Raw genomic sequence first — 17,525 nt, 5'->3', positions numbered from 1 at the left:
ACGAATAGCGTTGTGATAAGGATTCTTGAGAAAACTGTCTCCTGGCCGGTCAGATCACGGCGCTCACGAACTGTGAAAAATACGTTTCATAGTTCCGATCAATTCAGTGTCGTAATAAAAAGGGACAGGGTTCTGGAGGCACAATTTCCGGCAGTGATATGGGGATAACAATCGAGTCCGATCCCGACCCCGAGACGTGGAACGATCTCGTCGAGCGCTCCGGACAGACGTGTCCGTTCCATCAGTACGAATCGCTCCGCATTCAGGCAGACCACAGCAATGGAACGGTCCACCCCCTGGTTGGATACAAAGGTGAGGAGCCGATCGGGCTGTTTCCAGTGTTCGAGCTATCGCGAGGACCAGTGCAGCTCGCGTTTTCGCCGCCGCCTGCCCTTCGAATCGCCTATCTCGGTCCGGCACTGCTCGAGAATAATGGACTCAAGCAACGAAAGCGCGAGCGCCGCCTCCACGATTTCGTTGAAAAATCTCTCGAATGGGCAGAGTCTGCGTTCAATCCCCGGTATGGTCACATGCGTCTCCACGGCAGCTTCGAGGATCTCAGGCCGTTCATCTGGAACGACTGTACCGTCCGTCCGTCGTATACGTATCTCGTCGATCTCGATACTGACGAAGACGATCTATTGATGTCGTTCAGTCGGGATGCACGAAGCAACATCCGCGATAACGAAGACGGATTGAAAAGCGTCCGGGAGGGCGAAATCGGAGATCTCCAACCGATCGTCGAGCAGGTTGCAGCCCGATATGCACGACAGGGAATCGAGTTCGCTATCACACCGGATTTCGTCGAGACGCTGGCGACAGAGCTCCCCGACGGTGTCGTTCGGCCTTACGTTCTCGAGGCTGATGGCTCGTTTCTGGGCGGCGTGGTAGTACTCGATGACGGGACGACAGTGTACCGATGGCAGGGCGGTGTGCGGACGGATTCGGACACCGACATCCCGATCAACGATCTCCTCGACTGGCAGATCATGGCCGATGCAATCGACCGGGGCCGGACGGGCTATGATCTGGTCGGAGCCGACAATCGGCGCATCAACCGGTATAAGGCAAAGTTCAATCCCGACCTCGAATCGTTCTACAGCATCGAACAGGGTTCATCGATTACGACCGCACTCGCGCGTGGGTACCGGTGGCTCCAGCGGAGAACGTGAACAAACCGAATGAAAAGGGTACAACTGCCCGCCACAATCACAGCGTTGGATTGGCTCCGTTTTTGAGCGCTCGCAGATACTCCGAAATCGCATACGCCATCCACGCTTGACACCACCGCATCAGCGTAATTCGAGTGGTGTAGAGTCGGTGTTTCCGGTAGTAAAACTGTCCCTCGCCGCGGTAGAGCTGATCAAGCGTCCAGGCGATGATACGCCGGGCGAAGTCGAGATTGCCGGAGTAAGTAAACACCAGTATTCCCTGTGCGCTTGCGTGAATGTCACGAGGGTAGGTGCTGGTTTCGTCCCAGTTTGGCGCGCCTGACGGATCGAACAACGTGTTTCGATAGAACGAGAGCGACGAATCGATCGTCTCGTTGTACCGGTCGCTGCCGGTTACCTCCCGGTATCGGAGCAACGCCTCAACGATGAACCCGTTGTGGTGGTTGTCCATCGATAGATGCGACGCCGACGGTGGCTCTCGATACGTCCAGCCACCAATGTCTGTCTGTAGATCCACCACGTGATCGAGGATACCTTCGGCGCGTTCCCGGAGTCGTTCGTCGTCGAAGTAGGCGTACAGATCGATCAACATTCGCGCCCCGATCGCACCGGCGTTGATCGTGTACGCGTCCGATGGATGGTTGAAGTGATAATCGATCCGTGCACCATCATCGACCGATCGGTAGTTCAGATCCTCAATGAGAAAGTCCGACGCCGTTTTCGCAATTGATGGATACATCGGATCGAGCGGGGCGGCCGACAGCAGTGATTTGACCGCAAACGAGGTCGAAACGATGTCCGGATCGTTCGGGAGGCCTTTTCCGTCGAGATGCTGGATCGGATGTTTGTGCCCCCCACAGAACCCGTGATAGCCGACACTCCGGTTGGCGATCAGCCACTCGTTCAGATCGTAGGCTTCTTTCGTGTAGTTCACCCCGCTTTTGTCCTGATTTGCCTGATGACCGTTCGTTGCTGTCGCCGCCAGATCGATGCCATCAGAGTCGGCGTCGTCGAACTCGCCGAGCAGCCGCGCCATGTTGAGATTCGACATCGCAAACAGGGCAGTTCCCTTGTAGTTTCGTTTCTGTTCGACGAGCAACAGCGGCCGCAGGTTGACCGGTGGCCGCTTTGCCAGCTCCTGTACGGCAATATTGAGCCATTTGTTGTCAATCGGAAGCCACTTCAGCAGTCGTGAGGACATGCCGTCGCCGTAATCCCATCCGCGATAGTCGCGCGCACGGGCGAACGCGAGTGTCTCTCGCAATCGATCCATGAGCTGTCGCTCATCCTCAACCGCGGATCGTTCGGCCGTATGGGCTGGAATTCGTTGTGTCATGATTGGTGTGGTCGCTGACAGGCAATCGTCACCGTGCGGTGAGCTCATAGGCTCCCTTTGCAAGCGCCATCTCTGGACCGCCCGATTCGACGACGTAGTAGGGGATGAGATCGCCGCTGAACTTCCCCTTGTACTGACAGAGCCGTTCGGTGTTCGCGCCGACGAGATCGTATCTCGTGATCGACTCCAGTGACGGTTCGGAAACGATATCTTCGATGACGGTTCGGTGAAGCAGGCTGTTGACGCTGATTCCGTCGTACGTTTCCTGGATACCACCGAGCCAGAAGTACGCCGTGTCGTTCGAGTACAGCACGATAATGCCACTCGAGAACGTCCCATCCGGCTCGCGTGCAACGTACACCCGATGGTTTTCCGGAAGCGCACCAAGCAGTTCGGCGATGAATTCCCAGCTCAGCGTGCTCTGGATGCCCTGTGCTGTGAAATGGTCCTGCACCGATTTCCAGATTCGTTTTGCTGCTCCACGCCCCTCAATCGCAACCGAGATGTCAGTTTCTTCACCGCGTCGCATCTCGTTTCTGAGGCTCCGACTGAACGGCTCCATCACCGTCTCATCGGTGTGATCGGAGAGATCAAGCACGTAGGTAAACTCCGGAGACACGTCCAGTCGATTCCACTGGAAGGGGCGTGGGTCTCCGTAGTTTCGAGGACAAACCATTCTAAACAGGGTGAGTCGCTCGTTCACCCCAAGATCGTCCAGAACGGACGCCGTAAACCCCTCGTTTACGGATTCGATTTTCCGTTGCTTCGGGCTGTTGGTCAACAACAGCGGGCCAAGCCGTGGGATCGACATCGACGGTGGTGGCGACGTAACGATCCGTCCGATGGCCTTCTCGGCGACGAACACCGGCAAGAGTGCCACCGCTTGATCGCCCTTGAACCCGCCGTACACACGCAACTCACTGTCGGTGTGTGATTCTATCGCCGACAGGGCTGCTGGGCTGTGGAACACTTCTGTTCCGTTCGATGGCAGTGCCTCGCTGTACTCCTCGAGCGTCAGTTCGCGGCTGTCGATTGATGATGAGCTCATTGGTGGCTCCTGTGTCGTGTGTGTCGGTCGATCGCGTGATACTGGCGGCGTGTGGTCGATCTCATGCCGTATCACGCAGTATTTTATTTCCCTGGGCTTCCTCCTGCAATCCGTCGACGGACGCTTCGACGAGGTGGGGATACAGCTCTCCTGGCGGGCCGATCCAGGCGTCGAGCTCTCTCGCACGCTCGACGATATAGCGGTACAGATCGGCGTAGCCCGGAAACTCCCGCTCGTTGAAGTATCTGAGGTGCCAGAGTACGGTCATCACTGCTCCGTTCTCGTGGGCTTCAGCTAGCAACTGCTCGCACTCTCGTCGCGCTTTTTCGGGCGATTCGTCCGGATCTGGAAGTGCCACCTCCATCGCTGTCAACGGAAAGACGACGAAGCTGTCGTCAAACGGTCGTTTGACACCGTATCCGTGGGTGAATCCGAACTCCGTGCTTGAGCCCAGGCTGGCGTCGTACTGAAGCCCCATCTCGGCGTGATAGCGCCAGGTCTGGGATCGATCCAGATTGAGATAATGCTGTCTACCGCCACGAATCGTATCGCCCAGTATCGACTCAAGCACCGCCTTTTCGTAGGCCAGTCGGAACTGATCGCGGTAGGACTGATACGAACCGTGCAGACCGATCTCCCAGCCGCCAGAATCGAGCGTTCGAATGATCGAGGCGATCTGTGAGTCGGTGATATCGTATCGACCGAACTGCTGGATCCAGTTTTCCGATTGCGTCCAGGCGACCAGGGATTTTTCTGTGAACAGATCGGGCTCGTTCAGGAAGTAGAACGCCGATCTAACGCCAAGAGACTTTTCGATCGCCATGATCGTCTCGAACTGCCAGTAGGGGTTCTGTCCAGGGACCATCGATAGGAGATGCGATGGATCCGGATCGGTTAGCGCGTAGTACACCGACTGTGGCCATGATTTGTACGGCCGGTCCACATCGTGTGTGAGACACAGTGCGAACGGGTGGCCGAGTGTTTCGCGTACGTCCTTACGCATTCGTGATCACCTCTGCAACCAGATTCGCTGCGTTACCGTTACCGTACGGTTGTGGCTTCGACCGCGGTGGCACCATCTCGGCGACCGCCGTCGCGATCCGATCGCGGTCGGCACCGACAAGCGTGTTCCAGCCACAGTCGATCGTTTTTGTCCACTCCGTTTCGTCTCGCATCGTCACACACGGGACATCGAGATGGAACGCCTCGCGCTGGACGCCACCGGAGTCGGTTGCAACCAGTCTGGCTCCATCGAGCAAGTGAACGAAATCGAGATAGCCAACCGGATCGACGATCTGGAGTTGCTCGGTGGCAGCCCCATAGAGGCCGTACTCGGTCAGTGCGGCCTCGGTTCGTGGATGCAGCGGCACCACAACAGGCAATGGCGATTGAGCAAGCCCCTCAATGATGTTGCGAAGACGCGATCTGTCAGCCGTGTTGCCGGCCCGGTGAACCGTTGCGAGCACGTACTCGTCTTCGGTCACCCCCAGATCCGAACGAATCTCCGACACGGAGGCCGCCCGTTCGCGGACCCGCAACAGGGCGTCGTACATCACGTCGCCGGTTTCGTGGATTGCTCCGTCAACATCCTCCGATTCGAGCGTTTCGACCGCTTCTGTCGTCGGGGCGATCAACACGTCCGCGAGATGGTCCGTGGCGATCCGGTTGTGTTCTTCTGGCATCGATCGGTTGTTCGATCGCAGCCCAGCCTCGACGTGGACGAGCGCACTCGATCGTTTGGCTGCCACCAGCGCACCCGCAAGCGTGGAGTTGGTGTCACCGTACACCATCACTACGTCCGGCGATTCGGCATCGAGCACCTGATCGAGCTCCATCATCATCTGTGCGGTCTGCTCGGCGTGGGTGCCAGAGCCCACCCCGAGATTGTACGCCGGCTCGGGAATGGCCAGCTCTTCGAAGAACACGTCGGACAGACACGTGTCGTAGTGCTGTCCGGTGTGGACGATGATTTCGTCGTGTCTGTCGGCTAATGCGGCCGACACCGGAAACGCCTTGATGAACTGTGGTCGTGCACCGACGACCGAAAGGACACGTTTACTCATGATTCCCAATCGTAATCGTTTCGTCGTTCGCGTAGCGATCTTCCACGACTGTCGACATCATCAGCAGGCAGCTCAATGTCGTAATGAGGCTCGTGAGCCACCTTGGCGTTCGATCTCGCCGCCGAAGCCGGACAACCATCGAGAGGCTGGTCAGCAGGCTGAGCACGAGCGCCGCCGACGGTGAGCCGACTGATGGTTGATTCTGATCGGCCTGGAGCCGCCAGAAAAACCGTCTCGCCAGCAGCCATGAAAGCGCTGGAACGAACGTCGTAAGCCGGATGTGGCTCCGTTCGTCGCCGTACACTGCCGGCATCGAGACGTCCGCAACGGTTGCGCCGTGTGCGCCAAGGTGGATCAACAGATCGTTCCGAAATCCATACCGGTCGTGGAGCCGGTCGAACTCAATCCGGTGGAGCAACTCGGTGTCGATGGCGTTGTAGCCATTCTGTGGGTCGCGCATTCGCCAGTAGCCGCTGACAATTCTGGTGAGCGCTGTCAGTAGGATGTTCCCGAACAGCCGGAATGGCGACATAGCGTCGACGTGCTCGACCTGAGAGAGACGGTTGCCTTTCGCGTAGTGGGCAGGCCCCTCCACGATTGGATCGAGGAGTCGTTCTAGCTGTCCGGGGTCCATCTGCCCGTCGCCATCCATGACGGCGACCACGTCGAGATTGTCTTCGAGTGCGCGTTCGAAGCCGCTTTTGATTGCGCCTCCAACACCCTGGTTGGTCGTGTGACGGATGGCCACCACGCGACCGTCGCCGTGCTGGCCTCCATCCGGAATTGGGGCACGCTCAGGCCGCGTGGCTGGTGTCACGTGTTCGGTGATTGCCTCCCAGGTGCCATCGCTTGAGCAGTCATCAACGACGTACACCCGATCGACGAACTCGGGAACGCTCTCGATTACGTCTCCGATGAACGGTTCCTCGTTATACGCGGTCACAACAACGCCAACAGTGTGGTCTTGATACACTGTCACACACCTCCTGAAAAGTCAAGGCCGCTGGTGTCAATAGGTTGTCCTCCGCCAGAGCTACCAGGAATGGCGCTCGTCGGATCTGTCGCGAGTGAGTCGATGCGTCGTACCACTTCGACGGCACGCAGCCCGTCGACGCCACTCACCGGTGGATCACTCCGTTCTCGAACGGCCTCAGCGAACGCCTCCAGTTCGTTTTTCAGTGGCTCACCGCTCTCGACTGTCGGTCGCTCCGTTATCGATTCGTGTCGATATCGGACGCCGTCGTCGGTGTCGACGTACTCCGGGACGGAGTGACGATGGATCTGGACGGTCTGTTCGATGTAATCAACCACAACCAGACAGTCGCTGGCTGTGATCCAGCACTCACGAACTTTCTGCTGGGTGAGCCGACTTGCCGTTACCGTCCCTACGATTTCCTGATCGAACTGGAGCGTCGAGGTAACGTGGCGGTTGTTGTGACAGCCGACCGCGCTGATTGACTGGGGTGCGCCCTCGAGCAGCGCCAGCAGTATGTCCACGTCATGGATCATCAGATCGTAGGCCACAGAGCGATCGATGGAGCGATCGACAGGTGGTCCAAGTCGTCGAGCATCGACCGCAATCACGTCACGGTCAGCCAGCACGTCACTCAGCGTCTGAATCGCCGGATTGAATCGCTCGACGTGACCAACCTGAATCAACACGTCGTTTTCATTGGCTCGCTCGATCAGATCCCGGCCGACGGCCGGATCGCGAACGAACGGCTTTTCGATCAGGATGTCGACGCCAGCATCGATCGCCAAGCGAGCAACCTCTGCGTGAGCAGCCGTCGGAACTGCAATTGAAACCGCATCAACGCGGTCTAACAGCGCCGACTGTTCAAGGACCTGTGTGCCATACTCCGCAGCCACCGATGTGGCAGCGTCGGTATCCTGATCGGCAATTCCAACGAGCGTCGTCTGTGGGAGTTCAGTGTAGGCGCGTGCGTGATGGGCACCCATCGAGCCCACACCGATCACTCCGACTGAGATGCGTTCTGTCATGGTTATCTCCAACCTGGTGGTTCAACTACGTGGACGATGCCGTACACGTCGCATTGTGGATGTAACGCCATACGAGAAACATCACTCCAGCCCACTGCTTTGTTATTCTCAGTGTTCATCGAGTAAGGTGGAGCTTCGTGAATATTCCCGACTGCTGAATGTATTGTCTACTGGTGCCTTCGCTGGTCGTCATACGGACCATCTTCGTCTCGAGTAACGTGACCCTATAGACCGTAGGTCGATCGTAACAAAGGACGCGGTGGCAGTACACTGTGTCCTGGCGGCGAGGGCAAGGAGTTCGTATGTCACAAAACGAAACAACTGGTAGTTCGGAGTCGCTGTCGCAGGACACCGTTTTCGATCTACTGAGCAGTCCTCGACGTCGGTACGTCCTTCATTATCTCCGCAGTGAGTCCTCTGGGATCGAGTTGACCAACCTTGCAGACCACGTTGCGGCCTGGGAGTACGACACGACAGTCGATTCACTGAGCGAGCAACAACGCAAGCGAGCGTACGTTTCGTTGTATCAGACCCACGTCCCGAAGCTCGAGGAGGCCGGGATCGTCACGTATGACAGTGATTCTGGGAGGGTCGAGCTGACATCCTCGTCTAAGACGATCGAGAAGTATCTACCGGCAGAGGACGGACCGGAGATCCCCTGGGAGCTTGTTTATCCATCGATGACGGTCGTCTGTGTGCTGTTGTTCGCCGTCGGAACTATCGAAACGGGGCCGTTTTCGCTCGTTCCGGTGACCGCTGTCGGTGTGTTGATTCTCCTCGTGTTCGCTGTCACCTCGTTGGTGCATCTGTATACAAAACGACAGCAACGTCGAGCGTTGCCGATTACGCCCCCTGACGACGAGTGACCACCAGCAGAGCCCCCGCGCGTTCGAGAAAGAATGGCATAACAAAGGGTTCGACGGTCGATAACCGGGTAATGGCCGAACAGGGGTCTCTGCGGACGGTCGTGATCGGTATCGATGCGGGATGTCGGTCGGTCCTCGAACCGCAGTTCGATGCGGGTGATCTCCCCACCCTCAAACGACTGTTTTCGAACTGCAGTGGGGCACTCGAATCACAGATACCACCCTGGACGGCAAGTGCCTGGCCGTCCCTGTACACCGGCGTCAATCCCGGAAAGCACGGCGTCTACGATTTCTTGTCCTTCGATGGCTATGACTGGACCGTCGTGAACGCAACCCACGTTCGACGGCGCACGCTCTGGGAGTATCTTGACCACCACGGCTACAGCTCTGTCGTCGTCAACGTTCCGGTCACCCATCCGCCACGACCATTCGATGGCGCACTCGTTCCGGGCTACACCGCACCCGAATCGCCTACCTGCCACCCCGAGGGACTCCTTGCAGAGCTCGAAGCTGCCATTGGTGAGTACAGCGTCTATGGCACCGTCGAGCAAGCGACCGACTGTATCAGAATGCGAGGCGATGCGTTTCGGTATCTCGTTGAGCGGTTCGAGCCGGAATTCGGCTTTGTGCAGTTTCAATGGACGGACGCGATCTGCCATAAGCGACCCGGTGACTGGGAGGAGCTCCGACGCGTCTACCGGGCGGTAGACGCCCAGATTGGGTCGATTCTGTCGGCCTGTTCTCCCCAGAACGTCCTCGTGGTGAGCGATCACGGAATTGGTCCGTACGACGGCCGATCGTTCCTGGTGAACGATTTTCTCAAAAACGAAGGGTACGTCACAGCCACGAACGGCGGGAGTGGAATGCCGTCCTGGGCGGGCGTCAGAGAGCGCCAGCTAAAGCGTGGCGGTGTGGGAAATACCCCCGAGCAACACCCGATCGAGTGGGTACTCACAGGGGCCGCACGACTGGGACTCACCAGCCAGCGGATCGAATCGATTCTCTCGACGATGGGGCTGCGGTCGTTCGTCGCCGAGCGCGTTCCGTCGACGCTCATCTCATCGGCGGCCGAGCAGGTGAATTTCGAACGCTCTACGGCGTATATGCGTTCACGGACGGAGATGGGCGTCCGAATCAACCTTGCCGGTCGTGAACCGAACGGGACGGTCGCTCAACAGGCATATGAGGACGTTCGTAAGGAGCTAATCAGCACGTTGCGTGAGGTAGAAACGCCCTCAGGCGATCCGGTGTTCGAAACGGTCGAACCCCGCGAACAGTTTTTCCACGGACCGCATGTAGACCGTGGCCCGGACATCGTGACGGTGCCATCGAACTTCGATCAGTTCCTTTCGACGCGAATCGGCACGGAACAGTTCAGCCAGCCGGATGAGCCATGGAACCACAAGCGGTTTGGAATAATTGCCGCAGAGGGGGCGGCCATCGATGCATCCGCACCGCTTGAGGGTGCGCATCTGTTCGACGTTGCCCCAACCGTGCTCGCTACGCTCGGCGTCCCGGCGTCGTCCGAGATGGATGGCGACGCCCTGGAGATCGTCTCCTCCAGCGGCGAACAGGAGTATCCCCCGTTCGAGCCCTCTTCACGGACGACAACGACTGATCAGTCCATCGAGGATCAATTGGCCGATCTGGGTTATATCGAGTGAGCACTAGTTCCAGCCGATCCCTGGATGGCCATCACGCAGCCAGAGCACACCAGCAATTCCGAGCACACAGAGCTCAACGACAAGATACACCCATCCCGACGGCGTTTGTACCTGCACGAGGGCACCTGTGAACAGCTCCATCGTTTTCGAGAGCAACGTGGTGGACCTGGAGGGTCCACTTGCCACCAGCGGCCACCAGAGAAACGAGGTCCAGAGGCCGTTTCCCATCAGCGCCGGATACAGCATGTCTGCCGGCAGGTGTAGCAGATACCCTAGCGCGAACGCCTCCGAAACGGGCGTCCGATGAAAGTATACGAGGAGCCCACAGAGTCCCACCGCTGTGAATGCAGAATGGAACAGCGTCGTTCCGGATGGAAGGACGTGGAACTGCCAGGCAAGTGGTTTATCGAGCAGATCTGGAAACTGCGTGCCAATGGCCAGTGCCAGGGTTTCGGCAGATCCGGGTGGTCGCCCGCGTCGGCTGTGGATGTACACCGAGTATCCGACATAGCCCAGCGCGAGATGATCCCAGGGCCACATGCTCAGCGGCTGTCGGCACCGACGCTGGCCGAATCGTCGTCGAACCAGATGTGAACCGACCGATAGGCGTTGTCGCCCGTCGGCGATCCCGGTGGCTCCCCTCGGTACACCAGAAATCGAACTCGGTCTCCGGCCGAACCAGGAGCCGAAAGCTCATAGGAGAGTCGCCGCCGCTCGCCCGCCGGGACCGCTGCGTTGAGACGGGCGCGCTCTTCGATCACCTCCGTGCCGTCGTATCGCGCCCGTTCAGTCACGACGACCACCGTGTAGGTGTGGTGGCGTTGCTCGTGGTTGGTGATCTGGATCGTTACTGGCTCACCCTCATCGATATCGGAGCTGTTGCCGACCAGCTCTAACCCGTCGGTCGATTCGGTGAGCAGTTCTACGGTGGTGAAACTCTCTGCGGTCTGAGGAACGGTTAGTGCATACCCGAGTGTGCCTACTGTGAGAACGAGCGAGCAGATCACGGCCACGTTCAGTACTCGTCCGAGTGTGCCCCCAACCGGTGGTTGGCGCAACTGCTGGGCAATCCACACGTCGATACGAAGCCGGAACCGATCCGACGGATCGATACGTCGGCGTTTGATTCCGCCGTAAAGTGTCGCGACGAGGATGAATGTCGAAAACACGCCCACCAGGATCTGTGCGTCGAATCCCTGCGGATCGAGCGTCCACAATCCAAGTCCGATGATCGGATCGATCGCCAGACTCAGCCCAATCGACAGCCAGAATCGTTCGCTCGTGGAGATTCCCGGCGCAAACTGCTCAAGCGCACCGTATCGGGTTCGGAATCGACGCGTCGGAAACAGCACTGTCGACAGCGAGTATCCTGGAAGAAAGCCAATGAGCAACAGGCCTGCCGGCATCCGCACGGGGAGCCACTGCATCGATAGCACGATCCAGTCAGCGATGGCGACCAACAACACCACCAGCAGCACCTCAATGAGGAGATACCCAGATTGCACCCCGAATGTGCTCGTCTCGTTTGCACTGGTCATGGACTGACCACTCCGCGGTGATCGATGGCAACCGGACCGAACGGGGAAAACGCTGAACCGGACATCGTCGTAACTGAGAATAACGGACGAGCCAGCCATTGTTATACGTCGATTACTGCAAGCCCTGAAACGGATTGGTGGGGCTGCCAGTTCGATCAGTAGGGTTTCCTTAGTAACAAGCACGGCACACAGCCCACCAAACAGCTGATCATAGATGGGGTTGCGTACAGCTCGGCACATAATACACAGTCGTCCATCATTTTTTGCGGTGGTATGTACTATATTACTAAACCCGTCTTCGAGGAATACGGCATGCTGTGAGGAACACTGTGACACCATGGAGGGTATCCAATGACACAAGACTGGGACGAAGTTAGTTTCGTGATCAGTTCTAACTACCGAGTAGCAGTGCTACAACGCCTAGCGGAAGGGCCAGCAACGCCATCGCAGGTTGCCGAAGACGCCGACATCTCCATCTCGCACGTCTCGCGTGCGTTGGGGCGACTACAAGAGCGCGAGTTGGTCGAGTTGCTGGTGTCTGAGGACCGGCGCAAGGGGCGCGTCTACGGGATTACTGATGAGGGGACTGCGATCTGGGAAACCATCGAAGCAGAGAACCTTCTGTAGTCGGTGAGCCACCAGTGAAAAGCGCGCCACCTGAACGCCTCAGTCGTCCTCGTCCGACCGCAGTTCCTCGGGCCGGGCAGATTCAGGCAACAGCAACTCAGGGGTCCGCTCGTGCATGCTGGCGTTTGCAAACGTCGTGATCCGTTCCCAATCGCTTTCTGTGAGCCACTCAGACATCGTCGTCAACTCCGGCTGTTGCGTGGAAAGTTATTGCCACCCTACAACGCCGAGTTACTCAAACGATTACTAGCCGGTTAGCTCTCGAATGATTCGTCGGACGTGGCCCAGCGAGTACGAAACGTCGTACTCCGATTCGATATGGTGCTGGAGCAGCTCAGGGGTCCACTTCGAGGCGTCGTAGTCGTATGCAGATGGATCGCTCGCAAGCGCCGTGCGGACTGCACTCTGTTGGTCATCGTCGAGTTTGGGCGGACGGCCAGGACGGGAGTCGTCCTCAATCGCCGACTCGATCGACCGGTACTCGAATCGGTCTAGCCAGGAATAGACCGTGGATCTGCTGAGCCCGTATCGATCGCTCAACGTGTCTACCGAAACCCCATCCTTGTACGCGAGCGCTATCATCAGCCGTTTGGCCGCCTTGGCACTGTCGACCTCATCGAGTGCCTCCAACAGGCGATCAACCGTAATGTCGGCGAGTTTGTCCATAGAGTGACTACTATCCATAGGTAAAAAAATCTAAGTATTTCTGCGACGTGATCTATTCGGGATTGAAACAGCAAGGTTCAAGAAAGATGGTAGCAAGGCGTGGGAGACTCTCGATCGACTTCGCTGCCGGCGGATTCCCACCGCAGGCTACTCCCATCGATCGACAGAATTCCATCGTGAACATCTGGAGAGTTGTATTGTGGCGTTCAAAATCTGATTGATAAATAGGACAACCAAATAATGGAACTATCCTACTATAAATTTCTGATAAAAATCGATACGATTATCCAGACTCGGATGCAAAATGAGTACTGTGCAGTTTCCCAATCCAACCACCGTTCAGGGAGCGTTTGACTATCTCATCCTGTTTATTCTCCTGTTTGCAGCGGTCTGTGGACTGTACATTCTGGCGGCGTTGGCAGGGATTGCACCTGGTGTGTAACAGTACTTCGACCGTTCGCCAGAGAGTGAGCGATTGAGTGTACGCAACGCCACAATGGGAGAATGGGACAACTGCTAGAGAGTTTCTTCCACAATCCGAGGGGAACCGTACCATGGACTCAAGATGCTATCTCATTCATTGATAGAAAAATTAAGGAGGTTTCCATTTGATATTGATGGTATGCCCACTAGCGATGATGAGTGCGGTGACTCGTCTGTAGACACCACAGCGTTGCTGGACGTGACACGTCGGGGATTCCTTGGCGTGTCAGGGCTCGCTGCGGTCGGCATGGGCGCCATCGGAACGACGCCGGCTGCGGGCCAACTCACCGGTACCAAAGGTGGCCCAAGCTACTACACGCAATCGAACCGGAAGGCGGCCCGCTGGAACGTCAGTAATTACGACTGGGCCCAACAGGAGAGTACCACTGTCCGCCAACGTGCAGATCAGATACTCGATACGTTCTGTCTCGAAGAGCTATGGCAGTATGTTGGTTCGCAAGATATCCCTCGGGCTGCCTGGCTTGCGCCACCAGCACAGACGCTCCCACCAACGAGCGGCGAGTGGACACTCACAGAGACAGTCAGTGAAACGAGCTTCGTTGCCACGCCAGAAACCCGCTGGACCGTGACGAACGGAGAGTATACGCTTCCAACGAACGATTTTGAGGCGTACCGACGAAGTGGTCTCGACGAACGCGGCACGTTCGATCCCGAGCGGGCGGATGAAAGTCTTCTGGTGAACGAGCGACACCCGGAGATGGGACGGTCGTGGGGGGTTGACGACGGTCTCGGGTGGATCGATACAAACGGCGATCTCGGACCTCCAGACACCAAATGGGTGCCCGTCGCCTACGCTCACCACTGGGCAATCGTGTACGGCTGTCGGGAGATGTTAGAAGCGTTTGCGCGTGCGTATCTGTTCACGAACGACTGTCAGTACGCCAGGGCTGCCACAGTGTTGCTCGACCGACTCGCCGATGTGTACCCCTCGTTTTCGTTGCAGGATACGCGCTACTTCGATGACGGTTACACCGAGGTGAACGGCTTTGTGAATCCGAGTCACGGCGGCACTGGTCGGGGAAAACAGCTCGGTTCGATCTGGGAGTCCTTCTGGATCAAGGCACCACTCCGGGCGTACGACGCCGTCTATCCGGCACAGGCGGACGACGACAGGCTCGTTTCATTCTGTTCGAAACAGGCGAGCAGCTATCCTGGTCTCGAATCAAAAGATTCTATCAATGCAATACGTGGAAATATCGAAACGAATCTTCTCCAGGAGGTGTTGCCTGCGATTAAAGCTGCACAAATCCGCGGAAACGTTGGCTCACACCAGGCCACCCTCGCGCTCTCGGCCGTCGTTCAGGACGATTCTGATGGATACTCACAGGAGGCCATCGACTTTTTGCTCCAGGAGGGAGGACTCGAACAGCTCGATGAGGACGGCGAATGGGGAACATGGGAAGTGTCCGGTGGGAATCTTCACGATACCATCCTCGAATCGTTCGACCGAGACGGCTTTCCTGATGAGGGATCAATCCATTACAACAGTCTGGTAAAAACGGCCGTGAGCAATGTCACCGAGATTCTGTCGCGAACGGACGTGGACCAATCGTTCGACTGGCTGCTCGACCGACTGTTCACGAACGAACCGGCGCTGGCGTTCAACGGGCGGTACGTTCCGTCGATCGGTGATACGAAGGCCGCCGGTCGTCCCGGTATCGACGAACTGGTCGAGGTTGAGCCCATGATCGGTGCCTGTGTTTCGAGCCAGTCGGACGAGCTCGCAAAGTGGCTCTACCACCGAAACGGCGATTCGACTGATGGACTCCGTGAGCAGGTGTTCGAGTGGGAGCCCACCAGCGTGTTACACCGCGTCGAACGCGTGATGGCAGCTGATGGACCCCTGGATCTCGACAGCAGACAGCTCGCCGGATTCGGCTTTACCGGATTGCGTGCCAACACTGCTGCCAAAAATGCTGTCTGGACGTACTACGGGCGAAACGCCTACGAAATCGACGGAACAGACGGCTCGATGCACTGTCACCGCGATACCCTGAATCTTGGCCTGTTCGCGCACGGACTGGACTGCACGCCGGATCTTGGCTATCCCGAACGAACTGGAAAGTGGCCAAAGCGGATGCACTGGACGAAAAACACGGTTTCGCACAACACGGTGGTCGTCGATGACCGTCCACAGAACAAGGCGTGGGTCGGGATGCCACGCCGATTCGACCACACCGACCGGGTGCAACTGTTTTCGGTCGCCGCACCAGACCATTACGACAGTACCGACGAATATCGACGGACGACCGCCCAGATCACTGTTGACGAGAGCGATGCGTACGTGGTTGATTTCTTTTGCGTCGATGGCGGAAGCGAACATCTCTACAGCTTCCATGGGGCACAGACGGTTGACGAACACGCCCCGATCGACGAAAACCGGACGGTGGTGATTCGCGACGGAGACGGTGCGATCACCACGACCGCCACGGACGATAATATCGGTATCAATGTTACCAGCCCGTCACCAGCAGCTGCGGACTGGGCGGGAGTTGTCATTCACTCCGGTCACCTATCGAGCGTTTCGGTCACCGTCCGGCCCGTGCTCGCCGAAGACTCGCTAGGGGTGAACCAGTCGATCTATCTCGGTCAGACTGAGGACGGAAGACACGTCTGTGCAGGATTCGGTCGTTTCGACGGGCAACGGATTCGAGTAGGGCTGTTTTACCCTGCGCGTAACGAGTGGGGATCTTATCGCACTGTTTGTGTTGATCCGACGATTGCCTCGACACGGACGGCAGAGACCACTCGAGCAGGCTATGCGAACCAGACCCACGGAGCAGCGCCAACTGTAGAGCTTTCAGTCGAACTCGCCGGTGGAATGATCACCATCCGTCTCGAACACGATGGGAACCAGATCGCGACTCACAGCGCCTCTCTCTCCCCGTTTTCTCCGGATTCGATCGGTGTTTTCGGAGCGATTGGGACAAAACAGGTCGGCCGGATCAGATTCGACTCGCTCGTGATCGATGGCACGGCCGCATCGATGCGTCCCAACAACACCCCGGTTGGTGTATCGACGACTGGCCTCTCACTCGAATCTCAACCATCGGGAACCTACGCGGGCACTAGTGTTCCGAAACCCGAACCGGGTGAGACGACCCCCTACGATTCGGTTGTCGGGAACGGGTACAACTACCTCGACGACGTTCGGCGCGATAGCGACCCTGCATCGCCGTTTAGCGTCGAGTGGCGGCTTTCTGATTACTGGGGTGTCCACGAGGAGTACGATCAGCCGGTTCGGTTGCGACTGACGCAACTTGAACCGGCCAGCGAGGTTGCGCTTGCCAGCGGCGATCCACCACAGGCGTGGGGGAATCCGGAAACGTTCACTTACCTTCTGGCACGGCGGTCCGGAACCGACCTCAGCTCGACATTTACCGGTGTGATCGAGCCATACACCGAACGGTTTGTCGAGTCAGTTCATCGAATTCCGATCGACGGTCCGGATCCAACCGCTCGTGCCGTCGCGGTGGAGTTGGCCAACGGTCGAACGGATTACGTGGCGAGCACGAACGCTCCCACCGAGCGACACGTGGTTGGTGATCAGTTTTCGTTCACTGGCGCGTTCGCCGTCCTCTCTAAGAACGCCGGTGATGGAATGTTCGCATATCTCAACGAAGGCACTTCGATTGTCGACAACGACGGAACGAAACTACTTTCGCTGTCAACCGGACGGATCGAGGGAACGGTTGCCGACTTCAGTCGTCAACCATCCGAACGGTATTTCCTCGAACTCGAGCTGGACCAATCCTACGAGACGGCGCTTGAGCGATTTGATCTCTGTGGCCGCTGGTGTTATGCCGACAGCGTTGCCGACCGGAACGGCGCATACGAGATCCACGGCATCTCTGGTAAGGACGGTACCAGACTCGTGCTCGATCTCAAAAACACGCCAACGATCGACAAACCAGCCGACGACGGATACGACTACATTCTCGAGCCCGGCGGTCAGGCTGTCATCCCACTCAGTGCCCAGCGCTACGTCTGAGCTCGTAGCCATTACAGCCGTACATTTGTTCGTGCAGTTACGAATCTTG

Annotated in this window: 16 protein-coding genes; 6 read left to right on the top strand and 10 right to left on the bottom strand. The window is 57.7% G+C overall.

Annotation, left to right across the window (positions count from 1 at the left end; genetic code table 11):
* Positions 1–158: 158 nt before the first annotated feature.
* On the top strand, positions 159–1,172 hold the full coding sequence (locus tag JXQ78_RS02535) for a GNAT family N-acetyltransferase (RefSeq protein WP_330631908.1): 1,014 nt from the start codon (positions 159–161) through the stop codon (positions 1,170–1,172).
* Positions 1,173–1,209: 37 nt separating this feature from the next.
* On the opposite strand, the gene JXQ78_RS02530 is transcribed toward JXQ78_RS02535, so the two are convergent.
* The 6 genes from JXQ78_RS02530 to JXQ78_RS02505 form a co-directional block, all read right to left on the bottom strand.
* Positions 1,210–2,508, bottom strand: a complete 1,299-nt coding sequence (locus JXQ78_RS02530; protein ID WP_330631907.1) for an antibiotic ABC transporter permease — start codon at positions 2,506–2,508, stop codon at positions 1,210–1,212.
* Positions 2,509–2,536: 28 nt separating this feature from the next.
* Positions 2,537–3,541, bottom strand: coding sequence for a GNAT family N-acetyltransferase (locus JXQ78_RS02525; RefSeq protein ID WP_407934054.1), 1,005 nt, complete (start codon positions 3,539–3,541; stop codon positions 2,537–2,539).
* A 76-nt stretch (positions 3,542–3,617) separates the two neighbouring features.
* A complete protein-coding gene (locus JXQ78_RS02520; RefSeq protein WP_330631905.1) occupies positions 3,618–4,559 on the bottom strand; it encodes a polysaccharide deacetylase family protein in 942 nt (313 codons plus the stop codon).
* Positions 4,552–5,619 (bottom strand): non-hydrolyzing UDP-N-acetylglucosamine 2-epimerase, encoded by a 1,068-nt coding sequence (gene wecB / locus JXQ78_RS02515; protein WP_330631904.1) that lies wholly within the window; start codon positions 5,617–5,619, stop codon positions 4,552–4,554. Before wecB ends, JXQ78_RS02520 begins: the two co-directional genes overlap by 8 nt.
* Positions 5,612–6,598: a glycosyltransferase family 2 protein gene (locus JXQ78_RS02510; protein WP_330631903.1), complete on the bottom strand. Its 987-nt coding sequence runs from the start codon at positions 6,596–6,598 to the stop codon at positions 5,612–5,614. The genes wecB and JXQ78_RS02510 overlap by 8 nt, the downstream gene beginning before the upstream one ends.
* Positions 6,595–7,620 carry a Gfo/Idh/MocA family oxidoreductase gene (locus JXQ78_RS02505; protein WP_330631902.1) on the bottom strand — a complete coding sequence of 342 codons (1,026 nt, stop codon included), beginning with the start codon at positions 7,618–7,620 and terminating at the stop codon, positions 6,595–6,597. The genes JXQ78_RS02510 and JXQ78_RS02505 overlap by 4 nt, the downstream gene beginning before the upstream one ends.
* 302 nt (positions 7,621–7,922) lie before the next feature.
* Between JXQ78_RS02505 and JXQ78_RS02500 the strand changes: the two genes are divergently transcribed.
* Together JXQ78_RS02500 and JXQ78_RS02495 are read left to right on the top strand one after the other, a co-directional pair.
* Positions 7,923–8,486: a DUF7344 domain-containing protein gene (locus tag JXQ78_RS02500; RefSeq protein ID WP_330631901.1), complete on the top strand. Its 564-nt coding sequence runs from the start codon at positions 7,923–7,925 to the stop codon at positions 8,484–8,486.
* A gap of 71 nt (positions 8,487–8,557) precedes the next feature.
* Positions 8,558–10,150, top strand: coding sequence for an alkaline phosphatase family protein (locus JXQ78_RS02495; RefSeq protein WP_330631900.1), 1,593 nt, complete (start codon positions 8,558–8,560; stop codon positions 10,148–10,150).
* Between the two features lie 3 nt (positions 10,151–10,153).
* On the opposite strand, the gene JXQ78_RS02490 is transcribed toward JXQ78_RS02495, so the two are convergent.
* Positions 10,154–10,690 (bottom strand): metal-dependent hydrolase, encoded by a 537-nt coding sequence (locus JXQ78_RS02490; protein ID WP_330631899.1) that lies wholly within the window; start codon positions 10,688–10,690, stop codon positions 10,154–10,156.
* Between the two features lie 2 nt (positions 10,691–10,692).
* A complete protein-coding gene (locus JXQ78_RS02485) occupies positions 10,693–11,688 on the bottom strand; it encodes a DUF1616 domain-containing protein (RefSeq protein ID WP_330631898.1) in 996 nt (331 codons plus the stop codon).
* A 351-nt stretch (positions 11,689–12,039) separates the two neighbouring features.
* Between JXQ78_RS02485 and JXQ78_RS02480 the strand changes: the two genes are divergently transcribed.
* Positions 12,040–12,315, top strand: a complete 276-nt coding sequence (locus tag JXQ78_RS02480; RefSeq protein ID WP_330631897.1) for a winged helix-turn-helix domain-containing protein — start codon at positions 12,040–12,042, stop codon at positions 12,313–12,315.
* Between the two features lie 39 nt (positions 12,316–12,354).
* Here the strand turns inward: JXQ78_RS02480 and JXQ78_RS02475 are convergent, their stop codons facing one another.
* Complete coding sequence (locus JXQ78_RS02475) at positions 12,355–12,492, bottom strand: hypothetical protein (protein ID WP_330631896.1); 138 nt, start codon at positions 12,490–12,492, stop codon at positions 12,355–12,357.
* Positions 12,493–12,561: 69 nt separating this feature from the next.
* Entirely contained in the window at positions 12,562–12,981 is a 420-nt protein-coding gene (locus JXQ78_RS02470; protein WP_330631895.1) for a helix-turn-helix domain-containing protein, read from the bottom strand.
* 304 nt (positions 12,982–13,285) lie between these two features.
* Between JXQ78_RS02470 and JXQ78_RS02465 the strand changes: the two genes are divergently transcribed.
* Together JXQ78_RS02465 and JXQ78_RS02460 are read left to right on the top strand one after the other, a co-directional pair.
* Positions 13,286–13,423: a hypothetical protein gene (locus JXQ78_RS02465; protein WP_330631894.1), complete on the top strand. Its 138-nt coding sequence runs from the start codon at positions 13,286–13,288 to the stop codon at positions 13,421–13,423.
* A gap of 180 nt (positions 13,424–13,603) precedes the next feature.
* Complete coding sequence (locus JXQ78_RS02460; RefSeq protein ID WP_330631893.1) at positions 13,604–17,476, top strand: heparinase II/III domain-containing protein; 3,873 nt, start codon at positions 13,604–13,606, stop codon at positions 17,474–17,476.
* Positions 17,477–17,525 lie beyond the last annotated feature (49 nt).

Origin of the sequence: Halocatena halophila (assembly GCA_027563145.1) — an archaeon.
Taxonomy (GTDB): Archaea; Halobacteriota; Halobacteria; order Halobacteriales; family Haloarculaceae; genus Halocatena; species Halocatena halophila.
This window is presented reverse-complemented; position numbering and strand designations above follow the sequence as displayed.

Bases quoted from the DNA above. Each gene is read 5' to 3' on its own strand.
- JXQ78_RS02535 (WP_330631908.1), top strand. From the start codon at position 159: ATGGGGATAACAATCGAGTCCGATCCCGACCCCGAGACGTGGAACGAT.
- JXQ78_RS02530 (WP_330631907.1), bottom strand. From the start codon at position 2,508: ATGACACAACGAATTCCAGCCCATACGGCCGAACGATCCGCGGTTGAG.
- JXQ78_RS02520 (WP_330631905.1), bottom strand. From the start codon at position 4,559: ATGCGTAAGGACGTACGCGAAACACTCGGCCACCCGTTCGCACTGTGT.
- wecB (WP_330631904.1), bottom strand. From the start codon at position 5,619: ATGAGTAAACGTGTCCTTTCGGTCGTCGGTGCACGACCACAGTTCATC.
- JXQ78_RS02505 (WP_330631902.1), bottom strand. From the start codon at position 7,620: ATGACAGAACGCATCTCAGTCGGAGTGATCGGTGTGGGCTCGATGGGT.
- JXQ78_RS02500 (WP_330631901.1), top strand. From the start codon at position 7,923: ATGTCACAAAACGAAACAACTGGTAGTTCGGAGTCGCTGTCGCAGGAC.
- JXQ78_RS02495 (WP_330631900.1), top strand. From the start codon at position 8,558: ATGGCCGAACAGGGGTCTCTGCGGACGGTCGTGATCGGTATCGATGCG.
- JXQ78_RS02490 (WP_330631899.1), bottom strand. From the start codon at position 10,690: ATGTGGCCCTGGGATCATCTCGCGCTGGGCTATGTCGGATACTCGGTG.
- JXQ78_RS02485 (WP_330631898.1), bottom strand. From the start codon at position 11,688: ATGACCAGTGCAAACGAGACGAGCACATTCGGGGTGCAATCTGGGTAT.
- JXQ78_RS02480 (WP_330631897.1), top strand. From the start codon at position 12,040: ATGACACAAGACTGGGACGAAGTTAGTTTCGTGATCAGTTCTAACTAC.
- JXQ78_RS02475 (WP_330631896.1), bottom strand. From the start codon at position 12,492: ATGTCTGAGTGGCTCACAGAAAGCGATTGGGAACGGATCACGACGTTT.
- JXQ78_RS02470 (WP_330631895.1), bottom strand. From the start codon at position 12,981: ATGGACAAACTCGCCGACATTACGGTTGATCGCCTGTTGGAGGCACTC.
- JXQ78_RS02465 (WP_330631894.1), top strand. From the start codon at position 13,286: ATGAGTACTGTGCAGTTTCCCAATCCAACCACCGTTCAGGGAGCGTTT.
- JXQ78_RS02460 (WP_330631893.1), top strand. From the start codon at position 13,604: ATGCCCACTAGCGATGATGAGTGCGGTGACTCGTCTGTAGACACCACA.